The sequence below is a fragment of the Sphingomonas sp. genome (assembly GCF_025362505.1).
In the GTDB taxonomy this organism is placed as follows: Bacteria; Pseudomonadota; Alphaproteobacteria; order Sphingomonadales; family Sphingomonadaceae; genus Sphingomicrobium.
This window is the reverse complement of record NZ_JANYGG010000051.1, coordinates 1-19,981: the sequence shown is the minus strand read 5'-3', so window position 1 is coordinate 19,981 and position 19,981 is coordinate 1. Positions and strand designations below refer to the sequence as shown.

The window sequence follows — 19,981 nt, the reverse complement described above, 5'->3', positions numbered from 1 at the left end:
TGACGCTGCCCTTCGAATCCGCGGGGAGCCACGCATGACCGACCTTGCCCCGGCGCCGTTGCGTCTGCTCATCGCCGACGACGAGCCGCTCGCCGCTGAGCGGCTCCAGCTGCTCCTCGCCCGCTGCGACGGGGTCGATCTCGTCGGCACCGCCAGCGACGGCGAAAGCGCGGTGCGCATGGCCGAGGCGCTCGAGCCCGACCTGCTCCTGCTCGACATCGCCATGCCGGGGCTCGACGGGATCGAGGTCGCGCGCGCCCTGTCGAGCCGCCGCCCTTCGCCCGCCGTGATTTTCGTCACCGCCTTCAACGAGTTCGCCGTGGCGGCGTTCGAAGTCGCGGCGGTCGATTATGTCATGAAGCCGGTCGAGCCCGAACGCCTTGACCGCGCCCTCGCCCGCGCCCGCGCCTATCTTGTCGCCCGCTCCGCCGACGGCCCCTCAGCGCCCCCGTCGCGCTACCTCGAAGAGTTCTGGGCGTCGGACATGTCGGGCCTGGTCCGCATCGCCACCCGCGACATCGACCGCGTCTCGGCCGAGCGCGACTATATGCGGCTCCACGTCGGGCCGCGCAGCTGGCTCATCCATCATTCGATGAATGCGCTCGAGGACGGACTCGACCCGGCGCGCTTCATCCGCCTCCACCGCTCGGCGATCGTCCGCCGCGACTTCGTCACCGGCTTCGCGCGCAACGCCTCCGGCCGCTGGATCGCGCGCCTCGCCGATGGCAGCGAGCAGCCGGTCGGCCGGCTCTATTCCGATGCGGTGCGCGAGATGGCCGGCCGCTAGACGGTTTGTGCCGGGGACGCCGGTCGCCGTCGCGCCACCGCGCCGGTCACCGCCACGTCCATCGTCACATTGCCCAGCGTCCGGAAGATGTCGGGCACCGTCTCAACCGCGATCAGAATCGCCAACGGCTCGATCGGCACTCCCATCGACAGCGCGATCGGGGCGATGTTGCTAACGAAGCTCAACTGCCCCGGCAGGCTCACCGCCGAGAATGTCGTGATCGCGGCCACCACGACCCCAGTCGTCAGCGCCAGCGGGCTAAGCGAAATCCCGAGCCAGTGCGCGACGTAAATCGCGACCCCCATGTTCATCGCCGGGCCCGTTGCGCGGAACAGGGCGACACTGAGCGGGAGCGTGACGTCGGCATTCGCCGTTGGCACCCCGAGATCGCGCGCCGTGCGCAGCATCGCCGGCAGCGACGCCAGGCTCGACTGGGTCGAGATCGCCACCGCCTGCGGCGCGATCATGGCGCGCGCGAACTTTCCGATCGGCCAGCCCGCCGCCACCGCCGCTACCGCATAAGCCGACAGCAGGATTGCGATTCCAAGGCTCGATACCAGCAATACATAGTGAAGTACCGCGCCGAATGCGGCGCCTCCCGCCCCGGCCCCGACCGCAAACGCCAACGCCAGCACGCCCACCGGTGCGAGCCACAATATCCAGCCGATGATCACCAGCATCGCATCGCCCAAGGCGTCGAAAAACTCCGCCAGCGGGCGCCTCTTGTCCTCGGGCAACCGCGCGATCGCGAACGCGAACAGCGTCGTGAACACCACGATCTGCAGGATCGATCCGTCGGCCGCCGCCTTGACCACGTTGGGCGGCACGATCGAGCGGACGAAATCGGCCATACCCGGCACCGACGCCGCAGCCGTCTCGCGGTCGACCCCAGCAAGCCCCGCGCGCAACGCTGCGGCCGCCGCTTGCGGCAAGGGGAACAGCCCGATCAGCGCCGGCATCACCAGCGCGCCGAAAATCGCCGACGCGGTCAGCAGCATCACGAACCACAGCATCGACCGCCCCGCCGCTCCACCCTGTCGCGCGGCATCGGCTCCGCCGACAATCCCGCTGATCAGCAGCGCGACGATCAGCGGGATCACCGTCATCTTGAGCGCGTCGAGCCACAGCCCGCCGACGGTCGACGCGACCTGCACCGCCGGATCGCGCCACGCTCCGCCCTGCCCCGCCGCGAGCGCCCCGACGAGCAACCCGACAATCAGCGCGCCGAGCACGCGCCAGGTCGGGCCGATCTTCAACGTGGGCGCTTGAAGCGGTAGATGAAGCGGTCGGTCTTGCCGCGGATCGCGGGGTCGAACACCAGCAGGCTATGGTCGTCGGCCGGGTTGCGCAGGATGGTGCTCTCTCCGTCGAGCACGAACCCCGCGCGCTCGAAGTCGGCGCGGACCGTCGCTGGATCGATGCGGTGCAATTTCTCGACAATCCCGCGCGTGTCGCCCGCTGGCCCGACATGGTCGACGACGCCGACGATCCCGCCGGGCTTCATCGCGGCAAAGATGAACTTGAGCCATGCGTCGGGCTCCATCCGCGCGATGTCGTACTTGGCGGCTTCCCAATAGACGTCGTGATAATCGAGGTTGATCAGCATCAGGTCGAACGAGCGCGGCGCCAGCGCCGGGGTCGCGAACGGGCTGGCAACGATCGCGACATTGTGCCGGGTGGCGGCGAACAACGTAAAATCATCCTTCGCCTTATCACGATAGAATTGCGACGGCTCCCAGACCACCACCTGGCCTTTCGGCCCGACCGCATCGGCGAAAATCTCGGCCCAATAATGATTGACCCCGAACATGTCGGCAACGCGCATGCCACGCTTCAGCCCGAGGAAGGCCAGCACCTCGGCGGGCTTGCGCGAAGCGTCGAGCTTGACATTGCCGGCGCTGCGGGTGGGCGCCGCGACCGCCGCCGCGATGTTCATCCAGACCGTGTCCGGCGTCGATCGCGCCTCGGCCCGCCCGATCGAACAGGCCAGCGCCATTCCCACTACCGTTGCCAATACGCGAGCCATATTCGCCTCCAGCTTGTCGTTGTGCGCCGCCACCCTATCTCGGGGCCGACAGGAGGAACAGCCCATGACCACACTGTATCAGGCGCCCGGCGCCTGCAGCCTTGCGCCATTGATCGCACTCCACGCCGCCGGTCTCGACCATGACCTGCAGAACGTTGACCTGCGCGCGCACAAGCTGACCGACGGCGGCGACTATTATGCGGTCAATGCCAAGGGTGGCGTTCCGGCGCTCAAGCTCGACAGCGGGGAGGTGCTGACCGAGAATGCGGTGCTGCTCCAATATATCGCCGACCAGAAGCCGGACTCCGGCCTGATCCCCGCCAGCGGCACCGCGCGCTATCGCCAACTCGAACTGCTCAACTATATCGCGACGGAGATTCACAAGGGCTTCGGGCCGCTGTTCAACCCCGCGACGCCGGCCGAAACGCGGACCATGGCGCTCGACAACCTTGGAAAGAAGTTCACCTATCTCAGCGGCAAGCTCGACGGACACGATTTTCTGGCGGGCGACACGATGACCGCCGCCGATGCGTATTTCTTCACGGTCTTGCGGTGGACCGACCTGTTCAAGATCGATCTGTTGCCATGGCCGATGATCATATCCTACCGCCAGCGCGTCGCCGCCGAGCCGGCGGTCAAGGCGGCGCTGACCGAAGAAGGCCTCGGTGCCTAGCTCTGCCGCCTGACCGGCACCGTTCGTCCCTTTTGCGTGAAATTTCCTGGGTCACCGCGCATCGACGCTCCGGCTGATGCGTTGATCAAGGGATTCCACCGAAAGGGAGACCACCATGGCCGAGTCCAGCACCGAAATCACGACTCTCAACACGCTGACCGCGACGTTGATCGACAGCGTCACCGGCTTCCGCGTCGCCGCCGAACATACCGAGTCGACCCGTTTTCAGCTGCTCTTCCGCAAGTTCGCCGACGAGCGCAGCCAGTTCGTGGAAACGTTGCGCCAGCGGGTCACCACGCTCGGCGGCGAGCCCGAGGGCGACGGCAGCTTCATGGGCAAGACCCACCAGCGCTTTCTCGACCTGAAAGCCGCGGTCACCGGCCGCGACGACAAGGCGATCATCAACGAGGTCGAGCGCGGTGAGGATTATCTCAAGGAGAAGTTCGAGACCGCGCTGAAGGACATCGACCTGTCATCGGGGACGCGCGCTGTCATCGAGCAGGCGTTCACCTCGGTCCGCCACGGCCATGACCAGATGAGCAACCTGAAACACGGCATGGACGCCTAAGTCATGGGTATTTGTTGTCGCTCAAGACCGCTCTCTTTGTCCACCACGCCACGATGAAGGTTCTCGCCGACAATGGCGGCCGAGTGCCTGCGAACATGCTCGCCTGACCCCCCGGCATAGCGAGCAAAGCCCCGCCCTTCCCCAGGGCGGGCCATCACGAGGCGGCGGTCCATATGCCGTCGCCTCGTCTTGTTTGCGAAACAGGCGTAAGGCGGAATTTCCCTGTCGATGGAGGCCATCATGTCGCGCCGTCTGTTCGCTGCCCCGCTCGCCGTCCTCTTCCTCGCCGCACCAGTCGCCGCTCAGGCACCCGCGACCGTTTCCATCACCCTGTCCAACTTCCACATCGCGCCCGCCCCGATTCACTTGGCCGCGGGGCAGCCGGTGCGGCTGGTGTTCACCAATGCTTCGGGCGGGGGTCATGATTTCACCGCGCCGGCCTTCTTCGCCAATGCGCACGGCCTCGCCGGACCAGTCGAGCGCGGGCAGGTCGAGCTGGCGGGCCACGCGAGCGCGAGCGTCACGCTCGTCCCCGCGCGCGGCACCTACAAGGCAAAATGCACCCACTTCGCGCACAAGATGATGGGCATGAGCGCGACCATCATCGTCGACTGATCCGGGGAAAGGCGCGGCGCCTCGGTCCCGTATTGCCGCGCAGCGCGTTACTCCCATGAACCGCCAGAATCTCTTGGCCGTCCAATCAAGGAGTACGGCCATGAAGGCCATGTATCGCATCGCGTCGGCAGCCGCCGGCGCTGCCCTCCTCGCCGCCGCAGGCCCGGCCTCGGCGCAGGATTATTCGGCCTACGGCGCCTTCGGCCAGTCGACTTATCGCACGTCGATCGATCAGTGCGCCCGCGCCGCCGAAGCCCGGGTCAACCAGGGCGGGCAGGGCAGCTATAGCTATAATCAGGGCTATGACCAGCAGGGTTATGACCAGCAGGGTTATGGCCAACAGCAGTATGGCGGACAATACGGCGGCCAGGACGGCCAGCAGGGCTATGACCCGCGCTATTCCAATGGAACGACTTACACCGGCGGCCGCGCCCGGCTCGTCTCGATCACCCGGGTCGAACGCCGATCGAGCGGTCTCAAGATTTCCGGCCTGATCAACAGCGGCATGGGCGGCTATGCCAACAACGGCTACGGCAACAACGGCTTTGGGCAGGATGGCGTCCACGGCGAGCGCACCGACCCCTATACCAACCGTGACCGCTACGCCAATCAGGGCTATCCGGGCCAGTCGAACGCCTATGGCTATGCCACCGCGCAAGGCGACATCCGCTTTGACTGTCGCGTCGACTATCGCGGCTACGTCACCAGCGTCAGCGTCAGCCGCTCGAACCGCTACCGCCAGAGCTACTAACTGTGATCCCGGAACTGCGGTCGAAAAGGCGCAACGGACCGGGGACGGATTAAACGATCCCCGATCTCCCAAACGAGAAATGGGGGCCGGCATTGCTGCCAGCCCCCACTGCGCCGAGCGAAGGATCTGCCGGTTTTCGTGACCTGGTCGGCTTGCGCTCCCCCGTCCTTCGATCCTAGCTCACCAGCTCAGGCGTCGCTTCCAGTCATGATTCAGTCCGAAGACAGAAACTCGACCTTTCACGGCCCTTCTTGGATCGACCCTCTTTTCGCGCTTTCCTCCCCCGAAGGCTCGGCAGCTGCGACAGAAAGATCAACTCTTCCGGCGCCTCTTGCCAGCTGGTCCGATGAACTTCCGAACTGCTTCGGTCCCGAAGGATTTCCACATCTCGTCCGCATCACCATCGCCTGCCGGCGGAGATCGGTGCTTTGTTCCTGGTCGCTCCGTTGCCGAAGTGGCCAAGGCCGCTGCCCCGATCACCTGATGAATATGCGCCCGTCGCCGAGTCGCTCAAAGAAGAATCTTCACCGCCAAGCCTGTGGATAACGGGGATATCGCGGATAGAATCAGATTTTGGGCGCAGTTGCCGTTTCATTTGGTCAGTTCGGCATCGCGGGCCGAGAAATGTGCGTGTGGACATTCTGCCAGCGTCCGCCGCGTTGCGCATAGACCCGCGTGACCCGCGCCTGCTCGGCGCTCGTGGCACCTTCACGGTCTTGGTTTATGCTGTACGTATTGTAGGTAAGAATCGCCATATCGCCGTAGACTTGCACGCGGCTGTTCAGCATTCGGGTGACCAGCGTCTTTCCCCCGCCTAAGTCGGTGGCGGAATTGAGCGCGACCACTGCATCCTTGCCGTCGATCCGGGTGTTTGAGAAGGCCTGGAATAGCGTATAGTCCTCCGAGATTGCGCTCATCCGCTCGGTTACCGGCCGTTGCGCAACCGTGGCATCGATCTGCGCCTGCGCTAGTTTAATGATCTCGGCCGCAACGCGCGCATCGGTCTGAGCAAAGACAGGCGTGGCGGCGACCGCAAATATTGCCGCCGCGATCACGGATGAACGGCGAACAAAAGACAATGTCTTCATGAGATGTCCCCTTATAGCTGTTTTTCGGCGAAAATGCAGCGACTCAGACGTTCGTTTCACGCCCGTCATCACTCTTCGACGCTCGGGGATTGGTGTCAATCCGCGTTCCCCCGCTTGACTTCGGCACAAGCCATTGCCCCGCCGCTTCCTGTTCCCTAACTGTTCACTCGTGACCGAGCCTGCTCCGCTGACCTCCGATACCCCTTACCTTGCCGGCCTCAACGCTCCCCAGCGTCAGGCCGTGCTGACCACCGACGGGCCGGTCCTTGTCCTCGCCGGCGCCGGTACCGGCAAGACCGCCGCGCTCACCGCGCGCCTCGCCCACCTCATCGCCACGCGTCGCGCCTGGCCGAGCCAGATCCTCTCCGTTACCTTCACCAACAAGGCCGCGCGCGAAATGAAGGAGCGGGTGTCGCGCATCTCGGGTGGGGCGATCGAGGGGATGCCGTGGCTCGGCACCTTCCACTCGGTCGCCGCGCGAATGCTGCGCGTCCACGCCGAACTGGTCGGGCTGCAATCGAACTTCACCATTCTCGACACCGACGACCAGCTGCGGCTGCTCAAGCAACTGATCGTCGCCAACAACCTCGACGAGAAGCGCTGGCCGGCACGCCAGCTCGCCGGCGTCATTGACCGGTGGAAGAACCGCGCCTGGACCCCGGCGCACATCGATGCGGCGGAGGCCGAGGCGTTCGCCAACGGCAAGGGTGGCGAGCTATACGCTGCCTACCAGGAGCGATTGCGGACGCTGAACGCGTGCGACTTCGGCGACCTGCTGCTCCACATGCTGACGATATTCCGCCAGCACCCCGACGTGCTCGAAACCTACCGCGACCGTTTCAAATACATCCTCGTCGACGAATATCAGGACACCAACGCGTCGCAGTACGACTGGTTGAAGTTGCTCGCCGAGCCACGCCGCAACCTGTGCTGCGTCGGCGACGACGACCAGTCGATTTACTCGTGGCGCGGCGCCGAGGTCGCCAACATCCTCCGTTTCGAAAAGGAGTTTCCCGGGGCCGCGGTGATCCGCCTCGAGCAGAATTATCGCTCGACCCCGCACATCCTCGCCGCCGCTACCGGGCTCATCGCGCACAATTCAGGGCGCCTCGGCAAGACGCTGTGGACGGCAAGCAATGGCGGCGACAAGGTCCGCGTGATCGGCGTGTGGGACGGCCCCGAGGAAGCGCGCCGCGTCGGCGAGGAGATCGAGGGCCACGCGCGGGGCGGCGGCAGCCTCGACGACACCGCGATCCTCGTCCGCGCGCAATTCCAGACGCGCGAGTTCGAGGAGCGGTTCATCGCCATCGGCCTCGCCTACCAGATTGTCGGCGGTTTCCGTTTCTACGAGCGTGCCGAAATCCGTGACGCACTGGCCTATTTCCGCCTTGTCGCGCAGCCGGCCGACGATCTCGCCTTCGAGCGCATCGTCAACGTCCCCAAGCGCGGCCTTGGCGACAAGGCGATCGAGCGGATCCACCGCTTCGCCCGGGCCACTTCGCAGCCCCTGCTGCTCGCCGCCGCGCAGATGCTCGACAGCGACGAACTCACCCCGCAGGCGCGCCGCAGCCTCGCCCGCTTCGTCGGCGACATCGGCCGCTGGCGCACCATGTCAGCCTCGCTCTCCCATCCCGAACTTGCCCGCCAGATCCTCGACGAAAGCGGCTACACTGCAGCGCTACAGGCCGAGCGCAGCGCCGAGTCCGCCGGGCGGCTGGAGAACCTCGCCGAATTGACGCGGGCGATGGAGGAATATGAAACCCTCGGCGCGTTCCTCGAACATGTCAGCCTCGTGATGGACAATGACGCCAAGCGCGGCGAGCCCAAGGTCACGATCATGACCATCCATGCCGCGAAAGGCCTCGAATTCCCGATCGTATTTCTCGCTGGCTGGGAGGAAGGCGTCTTCCCTTCGCAGCGCGCGCTCGATGAAGACGGTCTCGCTGCCCTAGAGGAGGAACGCCGCCTCGCTTACGTCGCGATCACCCGCGCGCGCACCCGGGCGACGATCCTCCACGCCGCCAACCGCCGCATTTACGGCCAGTGGACCAGCTCGATCCCGAGCCGCTTCATCGCCGAACTGCCGCAGGATCATATCGAGCAGGAAACCACCATGACCGGCGGCGAGTCGCTGTGGCGCGCCCAGTGGAGCGAACACAGCGACCCCTTCGCTCACGTTTCGCGAATGGAGCGCCGAGGCCCCGGCGTCATCCGCGCCATCGCGATGCCCGACCACCGGTCAACTCGGGACCGATCGACCGCTCCCAAGGAAGCACGCGGCCCTGCGGTAAGCCTGGGAAACAAGGGCCGCTCCGACTTGTCCCTCGGCCAACGCGTGTTTCATGCCAAATTCGGCTACGGCCTCATCGCCGCGATCGAGGGCAACAAGCTCGAAATCGACTTCGAGCATGCGGGCAGGAAGCGAGTGCTTGACAGCTTCGTCAGCCTTGGCTGAGCCGATCCATAAGGCATCAGCCTTTACGGCTTTGAAATTAATTCCTATTTTGCGATTCGCAGATGCGTCAAAGGCTATCGGCTCATTCAGGTCCCGTGTTGCGGCGTGTTGATAAAGTTGAACCAAGTGGCTTTCCGACTGTTGAGCCGCAAGCTTATGATTTTGCTTGAAAGGAACCGGCATTGAAGCCGACTCAGTTCGCCAGATTGATGGGGGCTTGTATCGCTCTCTCACCACTCCCGGCATTCGCTGCAACCAGTTCGGTTGTGGTGCCCGTGGCGCCGACTGCGGTGTTGGTGCCGACTGATCCGGCAATCTCGTCGGCGGTCGATACGTTCTATGCGCAGCATCGCGCCGCGCCCTTGTGGCTAAAGGGCGGAGCCGCAGGACCGGCAGCGCTGTCGCTACTCCATATTCTCCGTCGAGCGCCGCTCGACGGCCTCTCTTCGGGGCCGCAGTTGGCCGACGAGATCAGTGTCGCTCTGGCTTCTGTCACAAGCCCGGCGGCGACCGCCAAGGCCGAGCGGCTGATGTCGGTCGCATGGCTGCGCTATGTCGCGGCGCTGCACGCGCCGGCACCGGGAATGACCTATTTCGATCCGCGGCTCGCGCCGCGTAATCCCGCGGCGGGCTATGTGCTCGAGCAGGCTGCGCGCGCGCCCTCGCTCGTCGATCACCTTGCCGCGATCGCAGCCGTCAGTCCGCTTTACGCCGAACTGCGCGATGCCGCCTGGGCGCAGGCGCAAGCGTCGGGCACATCGCTCCCCGATCCGCGAATCATGGCCAATCTCGATCGCCTCCGCGCTTTGCCCGCGAGTGGCCGTTTCGTGCTGGTCGACGCCGCTACGCAGCAGCTGTCGATGGTCGAGAACGGCCGCGTTGTCGACCGCATGAAGATCGTCGTCGGCCGCCCCGACGCGCAGACCCCGATGGTCGCGAGCACCATCTGGTATGCGACCTTCAACCCCTATTGGAACATCCCGAGCGACCTCGGCCGCAAGCTGATCGCGCCTCACGTAATCAAGCAAGGCACGAGCTGGCTGACCAAGAACGGCTATCAGGTGATCGCCGACTGGGACGACCCGCAGATCCTTCCGGCAAGATCGGTCAACTGGAAGGGCGTTCTCGCCGGCACCACCGAGGTAAAGCTCCGCGAACTTCCCGGCACCGCTAATTCGATGGGGGGGGTCAAGTTCGGCTTCGGCAATCCCCAGGGCGTCTACCTTCACGATACCAACAATCGCGCGCTGTTCGCCAAGGAACAGCGGACGCTGTCGAACGGCTGCGTCCGGCTCGAGGATGCGACGCGGCTCGGCAAGTGGATGGCTGGCGCCGAGCTTAAGGCACCGTCGGCCGATCCCGAGCTACATGTGCGCCTGCCGCAGGGCGTTCCGGTTTACCTCACCTACCTCACCGCCCACGCCGCCAACGGCCAAGTCACCTTATCCAACGACGTCTACCACCGCGACAACGCGACCGGCCGGATGGCCTCTCGATAGGACTGGAAATCCGTCGAGTTGCAGGCGCAAGGATAGCAGGGATGTGAACTCGGCGAGGTAAGTAAGGGGAAGCGCCCGACCTCGCCAATATCGACCCAGCTTAAATCTAGGCGCTTTTCCTCTTCCCCGACATGGTGCTCGATCTGCTCCTGCAGCACCTGGCCGGCAAAACCCGCCAGCCTTGGACGGCATTCCATTTCGTTGCTCCGCTCGTCGCGCATGTCGCCGCGACGAGCGGAGCAACACGGCCGGCGCACGTGCGTTTAGTTCGCACCGATTGTAACAAGGAGACTATCATGCCCTATGCGCATGCCAAGGACGGCACCCGGCTCTATTACAAGGATTGGGGCAAGGGTAAGCCCGTCGTCCTGCTGCATGGCTGGCCGCTGACCGGCGATACGTTCGACGACGCCGCGCTGCGCCTCGCCGAAAATGGGTTTCGCGCGATCATCCCCGACCGCCGTGGATTCGGACGGTCGGACCAGCCGTGGGATGGCTATGACTACGACACCTTCAGTGACGATGTCGCCGCGATTCTCACCGAGGCCGGGATAACCGAGCCCGTCGCGCTGGTTGGCTTTTCGATGGGCGGCGGCGAAGTCGCGCGCTTCCTGTCGCGTCACGGCACCCAGCGAGTGACCAAGGCGGTACTGATTTCATCGGTGGTGCCTTATATGGCGCAGACCGATGATAACCCCGACGGCGTTCCGCAGGCGACGTTCGACGAGATGACCGCAGGGATGAAGAAGGACCGCGAGCATTTCTTCAAGGGCTTCTTCAAGGACTTTTACGGGGTCGGCGCGCTGTCGTCGCCGGTCAGCGAGGAAGTGCTGATGAATTCGTGGCGCCAGACGATGATGGCCGGGTTGAGGCCAACGCTGGCGGCGGCAAAGGCCTTTGCGACGACCGATTTCCGGCCCGACTTGAAGAGCTTCACCGTGCCCACGCTGGTCATTCACGGGACGGCCGACAAGACCGTGCCGATTGGCGCTACTGGCCGTGTCGTAGCCAAGCAGGTGCCGGGCGCGCAGATCATCGAATATGACGGATCGGCGCACGGCCTGTTCGCGATCGACAAGGAACGGCTGATCGACGATCTGCTGACGTTCCTTAAGGGTGATCGTGCGGAGCAAGGCGCCGACCAGCGCAGCGCCATTCCGATGACTCAGCAGGCTTAACCGGCGGAAGCGGAGCTCCCGCGAGCGGCGACGGTCGGGGTCACCTGGTCGTCGCCGTCATCGGCTGCCGGGGCTCGAACGCCCGATTTACTCAGCTCCATCCAGTCACGGAACGGCAAGTGGTAGATCATGTCCATCACCTCGAACTCGAGGCCGCCGGGCTGGCTGGTGTTGCTGTTCCATAGCGCGACCACGCCGCTTTTGAGCGCGGGATCGAACAGGATCAGCGAGCGGTAGCCGTTGACCCCTCCACGATGGCCGACGATGTGGTGCCCGGCATAATCATAGCTGCGCCAGCCCATGCCGTAAAACGGGCTGTGGACGCGCTCGGCGAACTTGCGCATCCGCCCCGCCTCGCCCGGCGTCTTCACCAAAGGCGCGTGGATCGTCGCGAGCAATTTGGGTGACAGCACGTCGGGCATGCCGCCGGACTGCGCAATCATCCACAGCGCGAAATCCTTGATATTGCTGTTGATGCCGCCCGCCGCCGGGACCTTGTAATAGGCATCCGTCACCGGCAGCACGCGCCGCCCGACGCTATGCGGACGAGCCCAGTTCCTCGCGCCCATCAGCCCATCGCGGGTTGCGCTGGCCGAGGTCATGCCGATCGGGTCGAACAAGGTGCGCTTGACCGCCTGCGGATAGGGCATGCCCATCACCCGCGCGACCATCTCGCTCGACGCGTCATAGGCGACGTTCTGATAGTCCCAGCAGGTGCCGGGCGCGCACACCGCATTCAATTGACCCAGGGTCGAGCGCAGGACGAACGGGCTCTCACCTTCCTCGAGCTTGTTATCATAGGCATTGCGGTAAAGGCCGAGACGATGGCTGAGGAGGTCGGTCACCGTCGCGCGATATTCGCCGCCGTTAGGCAGGCGCAGGCTGGTCGAATAGTTTGCCACCGGCGCGTTGAGATTGATCTTGCCCTGCTCGGCCAGCTTGGCGACCATCGTCGCGGCGAGCCCCTTCGAGCAACTCGCCCAGCGAAATACGGTTTCCGGGGTGACCGCGTCGCCCGAGCCCTCCGTGGTCTCGCCATAGCCGGCGAGGAAGGTGATCCGGCCATTCTCGATCACGCCGACCGACAGCCCGACCATCGTCGGCCTGGCGACCATGTGCTTCAGGCGTGCGTCGAGCTGGGCATAGTCGATGTCGTGCCGCGCAGACATCGACAGTCTGGCCAACTTCAGATGCGCCGCCGCGAGTTTTTGCTGGCCCGCGCGGTTCGCGTCGACCCGGTGGTGAGGCGCGGCGAGGGCCACCGCGCCGACGAGCGCGGCGAAGACGCCGAACCCGATGATATGCTGTCGTTCCAATCTCTTCTCCCCGGCTTTCCGCCTTGGCGATGCACGACGATACGCTCAACGGGTGGAGCGTCAGGCTGCGCCCAAGTGAGCGGTCGGAGCGACGACGCGAGTCCGTCACTGGCGTTGGCGATGCTCCTCGCTTAAAGCTCCACACAGATGCGGTTCTTGCGCCTTCTCTTCTGGCTGTTCGTGGCGCTCCTCGCGGCGTTGTTCCTCGGGCGCAACTGGAGCGACGTGACGGTCGATCTGTGGGGCAATGTGCAGGCCGATATCAAACTGCCGCTGCTGTTGCTGATCGCGTTCCTGGTCGGCCTGTTGCCGACCGCGATCGGCTGGCGGATCCGCTGGTGGCGGATGAAGCGGTCGCAGCAACTGGCCCGCCCCCCGCTGCAGTCGTCGCCTCCGCCGCCGCCATTCGCCGACGATCCGCGGTCGTGAGCCGCAGCATCTATATCGCGATCGACACGCCCGACCTCGAAACGGCGCGTTCCCTGGCGCAAAAGGTCCGCGCCCATGCCGGGGGGATCAAGCTCGGGCTCGAATTCTTCTGCCGCAACGGCCGCGCCGGGGTGATGGACCTCGCCCACCTCGGGCTGCCGGTGTTCCTCGACCTGAAGTTCCACGACATCCCCAACACTGTCGCCAAGGCAATCATGGCGCTGCGCCCGTTCGAGCCCGCGATCCTCACCGTCCACGCGGCCGGGGGGCGGGCGATGATGGAGGACGCCAAGGCCGCCGCGCCAGCAGGGACCAAGGTCGTCGCGGTAACCGTGCTGACGAGCCTCGACGGTGATGATCTCGGCTCGATCGGAGTCGGCGGACAGCCGCAAGCGCAGGTCGAGCGCCTCGCCGCGCTGGCGAAGGACGCCGGGCTCGACGGCATCGTCTGTTCGGGCCAGGAAGTCGCCGCCGTGCGCAAGGCGTGGCCGACCGGCTTCTTCATTGTCCCGGGCATCCGCCCCGCCGAGACCGCCGCCGTCGACCAAAAGCGGATCATGACCCCGCGCGCGGCGCTCGACGCAGGGGCGTCGATCCTGGTCGTCGGGCGACCGGTGACGGCGGCAGAGGACCCGGTGGCGGCACTGAGGGCAATCGAGGCGACGCTTTAGGCCTCCCTTCCCCGACATGGACAATCCCCCCTCGCGCGCAGTATCGCCGCGCGATGCAAGGAATTTCTCGATGAGCTGGCTCACCCGGGTGCGCAACGGCATTCCTTTTCTGCCGAAGCGCCAGATCGGCGACACGCTGTGGCACAAGTGCGGCAAGTGCGGGTCGATGGTGTTCACCAAGGAGTGGGAGGACAATCTCTTCGTCTGCCCGCGCTGCGACCATCATGACCGGATCGGGCCCAAGGCGCGGTTCGAGATGCTGTTCGACAGCGAACACTACCGCTTCCTGCCAACCCCCGAAGTGCGCGAGGACCCGCTGCGCTTCAAGGACAGCAAGCGCTATGTCGACCGGCTCAAGGCCGCCCGCGCGGCGACCGAGGAACGCGACGCGCTGATTACGGCGCGCGGCACGATCGGCGGGCGCGGCGTGATTGTCGGGGTGCAGGATTTCGCCTTCATGGGCGGATCGATGGGGATCGCGGTCGGAGCGGCGATCGTCGCCGGGATCAAGGCCGCGATCGAGGCGAAGTTGCCCTATGTGCTGTTCACCGCGGCGGGCGGCGCGCGGATGCAGGAAGGTATTCTCAGCCTGATGCAGATGCCGCGCACGACCGTTGCGCTGGCCCAGCTGCGCGAGGCGGGGCTGCCCTACATCGTCGTGCTGACCGATCCCACGACGGGCGGCGTCACCGCCTCCTACGCGATGCTCGGCGACGTGCAATTGGCCGAACCGGGAGCGCTGATCGGGTTCGCCGGGCAGCGGGTGATCGAACAGACCATCCGCGAGAAACTGCCCGAGGGCTTCCAGCGCGCCGAATATCTCCTCGCGCACGGGATGATCGACATGGTGGTGCACCGCGCCGAGCTGACCGCACGGCTCGCCACGCTGATCGCCTATCTCGCGCCGGAGAAGGCGGCGGCCTGATGGCCGATTTCGCCCGTTCGGGTTCGCCAGCGGTGCAGGCCCAGCTCGACCGGCTGGGGACTTCGATCTACGCCGACGATATCCTCGGTCTCGACCGCGTGCTGGGGCTGCTCCATCGGCTTGGCCGTCCGCAGGACCGGTTGCCGCCGGTGCTTCACGTCGCGGGCACCAACGGCAAGGGCTCGACCTGCGCGTTTTTGCGTGCCGGGTTCGAGGCAGCGGGGCTGACCGCGCACGTGTTCACCAGCCCGCACCTAGTGCGCTTCAACGAACGGATCCGGATCGCGGGGCGGCTGGTCGAGGACGAGGCGCTGGCGGCATTGCTGGCCGAGGTGCTCGATGTGAACGAAGGCATCGGCGGCAGCTTCTTCGAGGTCACGACCGCCGTCGCGCTGCTCATTTATTCACGCACCCCGGCCGATGTCTGCATCCTCGAGGTCGGGCTCGGCGGTCGGCTCGACGCGACGAATGTCGTCGAGCGCCCGGCGGCGTGCGGGATCGCCAGCATCGGGATCGATCACCAGCATTATTTGGGGCACACGATTGCTGAAATTGCGCGCGAGAAGGCGGGGATCGCCAAATCCGGCATCCCGCTGATTGTCTTGGCCCAGCCGCCCGAAGCACTTGCCGCCACCCAAGCCATGGCCGCCGAACGCGGCGCGCGGGCGCTGCTGGAGGGCCGCGACTGGGCGCCCGATGCCAGTCTGCGCCCAGCCCTCCCCGGGGCGCACCAACGTCGCAACGCCAACCTTGCGTGGCAGATGCTCGTCGCGGCGGGATTGCCGGTTACGATCGACCAGTTCCGCGACGGACTAGCGAACGCGAAATGGCCGGCGCGGCTGCAGCGGCTCGCCTCCGGGCCGCTCGCCGCCGGGCGCGACGTAATGGTCGACGGCGCGCACAACGGCGACGCCGCACGGGCGCTGGCGGCGCACCTCGCGGCCGATCCGCGTCACCTTGTGCTGGGCATGCTCGCCAACAAGGATGCGGGCGAGATCGTCGCTCTGCTTCGCCCGCACGCGCTCAGCCTAACCTTTGCAGCGGTCCCCGGCCATGCAAGCCACGACCCGGCCGAGCTTGCCGCGAAGTTCGGCGGGCGAGCCGCCGCGACGCTGGCTGAGGCTCTCGCTCCGCTGTCCTCGCCGATCCTTATTGCGGGGTCGCTGTACCTTGCGGGGGAAGCGCTGTCGGCAAATCTTGAGCTGCCCGACTAGCGCGGCGTTCCACCGCCGAGACGCGAATCCACTCGAGCGTTACGAACAGCACCGACAGCAATCCGAAGGCGGCGGTGTAGCGGAACACCGTCGCATAGCCGAGCGTGTCGAACGCCTCGCCCGCCACCCCACGCCCGAGTGAGCCGACGAGGAAGGTGAGCGACGAAAGCAGCGCGTATTGGACTGCGGTGAAGCGCTTCGAGACGATCGACGAAAGGTAGGCGACGAACGCCGTCAGCGCGATTCCGGTCGCGATATTCTCGTAGCTGATCGCCATCAACAGCCGCACCATGCGGTCGTCGGATCCGAGCGAAGTCGCCAGCGCGTGAAGTCCCAGCGCATGCCCGACCGCATCGAGATGCGCCCCGCCTTCTGCCAGGTCGGCATAGACGAGGTTGCCCACTGGCGGCAGAATCGCGCCGATCAATACCGTCGGGAAACGACCGATGCGGGCGAACAGATAGCCGCCGAGACTGATCCCGATCATCGTCATGAAGATGCCGAACACCTTCGACGCGAACGCCACCTCGTCCTTCGTGTAGTGGAGGAAATCGAGGTAAAAAGGGAAGGCGAAGCTCGACCAGATATTATAGCACAGCGCATAGGTGAGAATGAATCCCATCACGATCAGCACGCCCCAGCCGAGCCGCTGCGACAGTTCGGCTAGCGGCGAGACGAGCGCGCCGTACATGTGATTGGCGGCGGTGCGGCCGGGGCCGGGGTTGGTGTCGGGCGCGGTAAGGACGCTGCGATGGTGGGCCTTGAGCCAGTTTACGCTTGCCGCAATCACCAACGGCACGAACACCGTCGCGACGATGATCCACGGGCCGACATGCTTGGTGAAGTCGGCGACCGAGGGTGGCTTTGTACCCGGCGCGAGGACGAGCATCGAGCTCATGAAGCGGGCGATGGTGATGATTGCCCACGCCCAGCAGACGGTGACAATGGCAAGCGCGATGAGGCGGGTTCGCGGCTCGATCTCGCCGGTTTGGGAGAGCGCCTCGTTCATCGCTCCCTTGGGTGGGCGGCTGGTGTCGGGAGCGGCGAGCGCGACACCGATCATCAGTCCGATCAGCACCGCCATCAGCATATAGACCAGGCTCCAGCTCATCCGCGCGGCCAGTACCAACGCGAGCGCGCCGCCGACGATCGAGGCGATGCGATAGCCGAACTGGTAAATCGCCGAGAGCAGCTCGACTGGCGCCTCCTCGTCGGCGACATCGATCCGCCAAGCATCGACCGCAACGTCCTGAGTGGCGGAGGCGAAGCTGGCGATAACCGCGAAAATTGCGAACCAGCCGATGTTCTTTGCAGGGTCGGTCAATGCGAGCGCGACAAAGGCGGCGACCATCACCGCCTGGCACAGCATGATCCAGCTCTTGCGGCGACCGAAACGGTTCAAAAGCGGGATTTCGAGGCGGTCGACCAGCGGCGACCAGAGGAATTTGAACGAGTAAGTCAGCCCGATCCACGACAGGACGCCAATCGTCGCGAGGTTGATCTTCTCCTCGCCGAGCCAGGCGTTGAGGGTGCCGATCAGGAGCGCATAGGGCAGGCCCGACGAGAAGCCGAAGCCCAGCATGCTACCCGACTTGCGGTTGGCGAGCGCGACGCGGAGGAGTTTGAAGCCCTTGGGCCGGGGTTGGGACGCCAATTTTCTCTCCGCTTTTCGTCTAAGTTCACCAACATTGCGCAGATGAGGGGGTGCTGGCTAGTCCAGTTCGGGGATCTTAACTTGCATCAGCCCCGAGATGGGAGCAGCTTGCCGCAATGGATGCCATACCGCTTTCTTCAAAACCCAGTGCCGGGCAGCGCGCGCTAGCCGATGCGCTGGCCCGGGGCGAGGCGGCCATGGGGTCGGCGATGACCCGTTTGCCGGCGCACAACTATACCGACCCTCACTACTATGCGCGCGAACAAGTGTCGCTTTTCAACCGCTTGCCGCTTCTGCTCGGCCCCTCGGCGCTGCTACCCCACCCCAATCAGGCGGTCATCCACGACGATTATGGCGTGCCACTGATCATCAGCCGCGACGGCGACGGGCAGGTGCATGTCATGGCCAACGTCTGCCGCCACAGGGGGACGCGGTTGCTCGACACGTCGGGGCCGGTCCCGGCGACGCGAATCGTGTGCCCCTACCACGCCTGGGCCTATCGAGCCGACGGGCGGCTCGCGTCCTTGCCCCGCGCCGATTGTTTCCCGGGACTCGACAAGACGGCGCACGGCCTGCTCGAGTTCGCAGCAGCCGAGGCCGGCGGCCTGATCTGGTTCGCGCGCGATCCCGCGGCCGATTTCCGCGACGCCGAGGCGCTTGCTCCCGACCTCGACGCGTTCGGGCTGGCCGATCTGTACCTTTACAGGCGCAAGACGCACGAAGTCGCTGCCAACTGGAAGCTGGTCATCGACGCCTTCCTCGAAAGCTATCATGTCCAGCGGCTCCACGCGGCGACGATCGCGCCGTTCTTTGCCGACGGGATCACGGTGGCCGACGAAATCGGCATCCACCAGCGCGCGGCGGTCGGGCGCGCCGACTATCTGAACGAGATCGACCGCGACGACTGGCCCGCGCTGCGCCGAGCGGTGACCTACACCTATCAGTTGTTCCCCAACTCGGTGGTGATCGTCAGCCCGGACTATATCAACCTGCTGGTCGCGATGCCGCAGGCGGTCGGACGGACGCTGGTCGAGGATCTGATGCTAATTCCCGAAGAGCCGCAAACCAACGAGGCCGAGGCGCACTGGGCGAAAAGCTGGGACCTGCTCGATGGCGGCACGTTCGGGGCTGAGGATTTCGGCGCCGCGGCGCTCGGCCAGCGCGGGCTGGCCTCGGGATTGATCGAAGAGGTGGTGCTGGGAACGCTCGAAGAGGGCGTGGCGCGGTTCCATCGCAAGATCGCAGCAGCAATTTAGCGAGGCGACGATCAGCGCGCCGTGATCGGAAACAACTCCAGCCCCTTGGGCAGTTTCCCCGCCTTCCCCTCCAGGTGCAACTCGACCGCCTTGATCGCGTCCTTGAGAACACCGCCACTGTACGGCTTCACCAGGCAGCCGATCGACAAGCTTGCCGCATCCGGCGGGCATTTCCCCGTCACGAACAGCACTGGCACGCCGCGCTTGCCCGCCTCGCGCGCCAAGTCGATGCCGGTGCGCTTACCGGCAAGCTTGACGTCGGACAGAATCAAGTCGATCGGGCTTTCGTCCAGGCTCGCCAGCGCGTCGGCGACATTGTCGTGGGTCGCGACCACTTCATAGCCGGCGCTTTCGATCAGGGTTTCGTTGTTGAACGCGGTCAGCGGTTCGTCCTCGACGATGAGGATCCGCTTGACGACCTGTTTGCGCTTGCCGAACAGCATCGGTGTTGGTTCCCCGCCCAGGAGTGAAGATGACAGGCCCGCAACGTACGACGCGCCCTCCGGTGCCACGCGGTCCGCGAACTTCGCGGCCGGGCACAAATAATTCGCCACGAGGGCCGGTCACGCGCGGGCCCAAACCCGGCCCGGCGCGCGATGACGGGCCACAGCGGATCGCGAAACTGCTCGCCCGCGTCGGCATCGCGTCACGGCGGGAGATCGAGCGGATGATCGCCGACGGCCGAGTCGCGATCAACGGCGAGGTGCTCAAGACCCCCGCGACGGTGCTCGAAAATCTCGCCGGGGTGACCGTCGACGGCAAGCAGGTCGCCAAGCCCGAGGCGGCGCGCCTGTTCCGCTTCTACAAGCCGCCCTCGTGCCTGACCGCCGAGTTTGACCCCAAGGGCCGCCCGACCATCTATGACAAATTGCCCCC

General features: G+C 65.4%; 20 protein-coding genes. 14 read left to right on the top strand and 6 right to left on the bottom strand.

Going from position 1 to position 19,981, the window contains the following annotated elements:
* Positions 1-34: 34 nt before the first annotated feature.
* On the top strand, positions 35-787 hold the full coding sequence (locus Q0R27_RS04225) for a LytTR family DNA-binding domain-containing protein (protein ID WP_293941264.1): 753 nt from the start codon (positions 35-37) through the stop codon (positions 785-787).
* Here Q0R27_RS04225 and Q0R27_RS04220 read toward each other — a convergent pair.
* Both Q0R27_RS04220 and Q0R27_RS04215 read right to left on the bottom strand, forming a co-directional pair.
* The gene (locus Q0R27_RS04220; RefSeq protein ID WP_293941259.1) at positions 784-2,043 is read right to left on the bottom strand and encodes a cation:dicarboxylase symporter family transporter; all 1,260 of its coding nucleotides are present in this window, start codon (positions 2,041-2,043) and stop codon (positions 784-786) included. The two genes, Q0R27_RS04225 and Q0R27_RS04220, sit on opposite strands and share 4 nt — an antisense overlap.
* The gene (locus Q0R27_RS04215) at positions 2,040-2,813 is read right to left on the bottom strand and encodes a methyltransferase (RefSeq protein WP_293941256.1); all 774 of its coding nucleotides are present in this window, start codon (positions 2,811-2,813) and stop codon (positions 2,040-2,042) included. Before Q0R27_RS04215 ends, Q0R27_RS04220 begins: the two co-directional genes overlap by 4 nt.
* A 64-nt stretch (positions 2,814-2,877) precedes the next feature.
* Between Q0R27_RS04215 and gstA the strand changes: the two genes are divergently transcribed.
* The 4 genes from gstA (at position 2,878) to Q0R27_RS04195 (ending at position 5,420) form a co-directional block, all read left to right on the top strand.
* Positions 2,878-3,486 carry a glutathione transferase GstA gene (gene gstA, locus Q0R27_RS04210; protein WP_293941254.1) on the top strand — a complete coding sequence of 203 codons (609 nt, stop codon included), beginning with the start codon at positions 2,878-2,880 and terminating at the stop codon, positions 3,484-3,486.
* Positions 3,487-3,601: 115 nt separating this feature from the next.
* Positions 3,602-4,054: a PA2169 family four-helix-bundle protein gene (locus Q0R27_RS04205; protein WP_293941251.1), complete on the top strand. Its 453-nt coding sequence runs from the start codon at positions 3,602-3,604 to the stop codon at positions 4,052-4,054.
* 240 nt (positions 4,055-4,294) lie between these two features.
* Positions 4,295-4,669: a cupredoxin domain-containing protein gene (locus Q0R27_RS04200; RefSeq protein ID WP_293941248.1), complete on the top strand. Its 375-nt coding sequence runs from the start codon at positions 4,295-4,297 to the stop codon at positions 4,667-4,669.
* A gap of 100 nt (positions 4,670-4,769) precedes the next feature.
* Positions 4,770-5,420 (top strand): hypothetical protein, encoded by a 651-nt coding sequence (locus Q0R27_RS04195; RefSeq protein WP_293941245.1) that lies wholly within the window; start codon positions 4,770-4,772, stop codon positions 5,418-5,420.
* Positions 5,421-6,019: 599 nt separating this feature from the next.
* Here Q0R27_RS04195 and Q0R27_RS04190 read toward each other — a convergent pair.
* Positions 6,020-6,508, bottom strand: coding sequence for a nuclear transport factor 2 family protein (locus tag Q0R27_RS04190; RefSeq protein WP_293941242.1), 489 nt, complete (start codon positions 6,506-6,508; stop codon positions 6,020-6,022).
* A 169-nt stretch (positions 6,509-6,677) separates the two neighbouring features.
* Between Q0R27_RS04190 and Q0R27_RS04185 the strand changes: the two genes are divergently transcribed.
* The 3 genes from Q0R27_RS04185 to Q0R27_RS04175 all read left to right on the top strand — a co-directional run bounded on the left by Q0R27_RS04185 (position 6,678) and on the right by Q0R27_RS04175 (position 11,640).
* Positions 6,678-8,963, top strand: a complete 2,286-nt coding sequence (locus tag Q0R27_RS04185; protein WP_293941239.1) for a UvrD-helicase domain-containing protein — start codon at positions 6,678-6,680, stop codon at positions 8,961-8,963.
* A 182-nt stretch (positions 8,964-9,145) separates the two neighbouring features.
* The gene (locus tag Q0R27_RS04180) at positions 9,146-10,462 is read left to right on the top strand and encodes a L,D-transpeptidase family protein (RefSeq protein ID WP_293941236.1); all 1,317 of its coding nucleotides are present in this window, start codon (positions 9,146-9,148) and stop codon (positions 10,460-10,462) included.
* A 296-nt stretch (positions 10,463-10,758) separates the two neighbouring features.
* Positions 10,759-11,640, top strand: a complete 882-nt coding sequence (locus Q0R27_RS04175; RefSeq protein ID WP_293941233.1) for an alpha/beta hydrolase — start codon at positions 10,759-10,761, stop codon at positions 11,638-11,640.
* On the opposite strand, the gene Q0R27_RS04170 is transcribed toward Q0R27_RS04175, so the two are convergent.
* Positions 11,637-12,956: a serine hydrolase domain-containing protein gene (locus Q0R27_RS04170; RefSeq protein ID WP_293941230.1), complete on the bottom strand. Its 1,320-nt coding sequence runs from the start codon at positions 12,954-12,956 to the stop codon at positions 11,637-11,639. The genes Q0R27_RS04175 and Q0R27_RS04170 overlap by 4 nt on opposite strands.
* 147 nt (positions 12,957-13,103) lie before the next feature.
* Here Q0R27_RS04170 and Q0R27_RS04165 point away from each other — a divergent pair, with 147 nt between their 5' ends.
* From Q0R27_RS04165 to Q0R27_RS04150, 4 genes are all read left to right on the top strand, one after another.
* Positions 13,104-13,385: a hypothetical protein gene (locus Q0R27_RS04165; protein WP_293941227.1), complete on the top strand. Its 282-nt coding sequence runs from the start codon at positions 13,104-13,106 to the stop codon at positions 13,383-13,385.
* Positions 13,382-14,056 (top strand): orotidine-5'-phosphate decarboxylase, encoded by a 675-nt coding sequence (gene pyrF / locus Q0R27_RS04160; protein WP_293941224.1) that lies wholly within the window; start codon positions 13,382-13,384, stop codon positions 14,054-14,056. The genes Q0R27_RS04165 and pyrF overlap by 4 nt, the downstream gene beginning before the upstream one ends.
* Before the next feature lie 70 nt (positions 14,057-14,126).
* On the top strand, positions 14,127-14,981 hold the full coding sequence (gene accD, locus Q0R27_RS04155; protein ID WP_293941221.1) for an acetyl-CoA carboxylase, carboxyltransferase subunit beta: 855 nt from the start codon (positions 14,127-14,129) through the stop codon (positions 14,979-14,981).
* Positions 14,981-16,195, top strand: a complete 1,215-nt coding sequence (locus Q0R27_RS04150; protein ID WP_293941218.1) for a bifunctional folylpolyglutamate synthase/dihydrofolate synthase — start codon at positions 14,981-14,983, stop codon at positions 16,193-16,195. Before accD ends, Q0R27_RS04150 begins: the two co-directional genes overlap by 1 nt.
* On the opposite strand, the gene Q0R27_RS04145 is transcribed toward Q0R27_RS04150, so the two are convergent.
* Positions 16,131-17,849 (bottom strand): MFS transporter, encoded by a 1,719-nt coding sequence (locus Q0R27_RS04145; RefSeq protein ID WP_366079822.1) that lies wholly within the window; start codon positions 17,847-17,849, stop codon positions 16,131-16,133. The two genes, Q0R27_RS04150 and Q0R27_RS04145, sit on opposite strands and share 65 nt — an antisense overlap.
* Positions 17,850-18,058: 209 nt before the next feature.
* Here Q0R27_RS04145 and Q0R27_RS04140 point away from each other — a divergent pair, with 209 nt between their 5' ends.
* Complete coding sequence (locus tag Q0R27_RS04140; protein WP_293941215.1) at positions 18,059-19,105, top strand: aromatic ring-hydroxylating dioxygenase subunit alpha; 1,047 nt, start codon at positions 18,059-18,061, stop codon at positions 19,103-19,105.
* An 11-nt stretch (positions 19,106-19,116) separates the two neighbouring features.
* On the opposite strand, the gene Q0R27_RS04135 is transcribed toward Q0R27_RS04140, so the two are convergent.
* A complete protein-coding gene (locus Q0R27_RS04135; RefSeq protein WP_293941212.1) occupies positions 19,117-19,548 on the bottom strand; it encodes a response regulator in 432 nt (143 codons plus the stop codon).
* Between the two features lie 29 nt (positions 19,549-19,577).
* Here Q0R27_RS04135 and Q0R27_RS04130 point away from each other — a divergent pair.
* Positions 19,578-19,981: S4 domain-containing protein (locus Q0R27_RS04130; RefSeq protein ID WP_293941209.1), on the top strand; the 404-nt coding region annotated here is incomplete at its 3' end.

What these genes read in the sequence shown, in the direction of transcription:
- Q0R27_RS04225 (WP_293941264.1), top strand. Translation starts at nt 35, where the DNA reads ATGACCGACCTTGCCCCGGCGCCGTTGCGTCTGCTCATCGCCGACGAC.
- Q0R27_RS04215 (WP_293941256.1), bottom strand. Translation starts at nt 2,813, where the DNA reads ATGGCTCGCGTATTGGCAACGGTAGTGGGAATGGCGCTGGCCTGTTCG.
- gstA (WP_293941254.1), top strand. Translation starts at nt 2,878, where the DNA reads ATGACCACACTGTATCAGGCGCCCGGCGCCTGCAGCCTTGCGCCATTG.
- Q0R27_RS04205 (WP_293941251.1), top strand. Translation starts at nt 3,602, where the DNA reads ATGGCCGAGTCCAGCACCGAAATCACGACTCTCAACACGCTGACCGCG.
- Q0R27_RS04200 (WP_293941248.1), top strand. Translation starts at nt 4,295, where the DNA reads ATGTCGCGCCGTCTGTTCGCTGCCCCGCTCGCCGTCCTCTTCCTCGCC.
- Q0R27_RS04195 (WP_293941245.1), top strand. Translation starts at nt 4,770, where the DNA reads ATGAAGGCCATGTATCGCATCGCGTCGGCAGCCGCCGGCGCTGCCCTC.
- Q0R27_RS04190 (WP_293941242.1), bottom strand. Translation starts at nt 6,508, where the DNA reads ATGAAGACATTGTCTTTTGTTCGCCGTTCATCCGTGATCGCGGCGGCA.
- Q0R27_RS04175 (WP_293941233.1), top strand. Translation starts at nt 10,759, where the DNA reads ATGCCCTATGCGCATGCCAAGGACGGCACCCGGCTCTATTACAAGGAT.
- Q0R27_RS04165 (WP_293941227.1), top strand. Translation starts at nt 13,104, where the DNA reads ATGCGGTTCTTGCGCCTTCTCTTCTGGCTGTTCGTGGCGCTCCTCGCG.
- accD (WP_293941221.1), top strand. Translation starts at nt 14,127, where the DNA reads ATGAGCTGGCTCACCCGGGTGCGCAACGGCATTCCTTTTCTGCCGAAG.
- Q0R27_RS04150 (WP_293941218.1), top strand. Translation starts at nt 14,981, where the DNA reads ATGGCCGATTTCGCCCGTTCGGGTTCGCCAGCGGTGCAGGCCCAGCTC.
- Q0R27_RS04140 (WP_293941215.1), top strand. Translation starts at nt 18,059, where the DNA reads ATGACCCGTTTGCCGGCGCACAACTATACCGACCCTCACTACTATGCG.
- Q0R27_RS04135 (WP_293941212.1), bottom strand. Translation starts at nt 19,548, where the DNA reads ATGCTGTTCGGCAAGCGCAAACAGGTCGTCAAGCGGATCCTCATCGTC.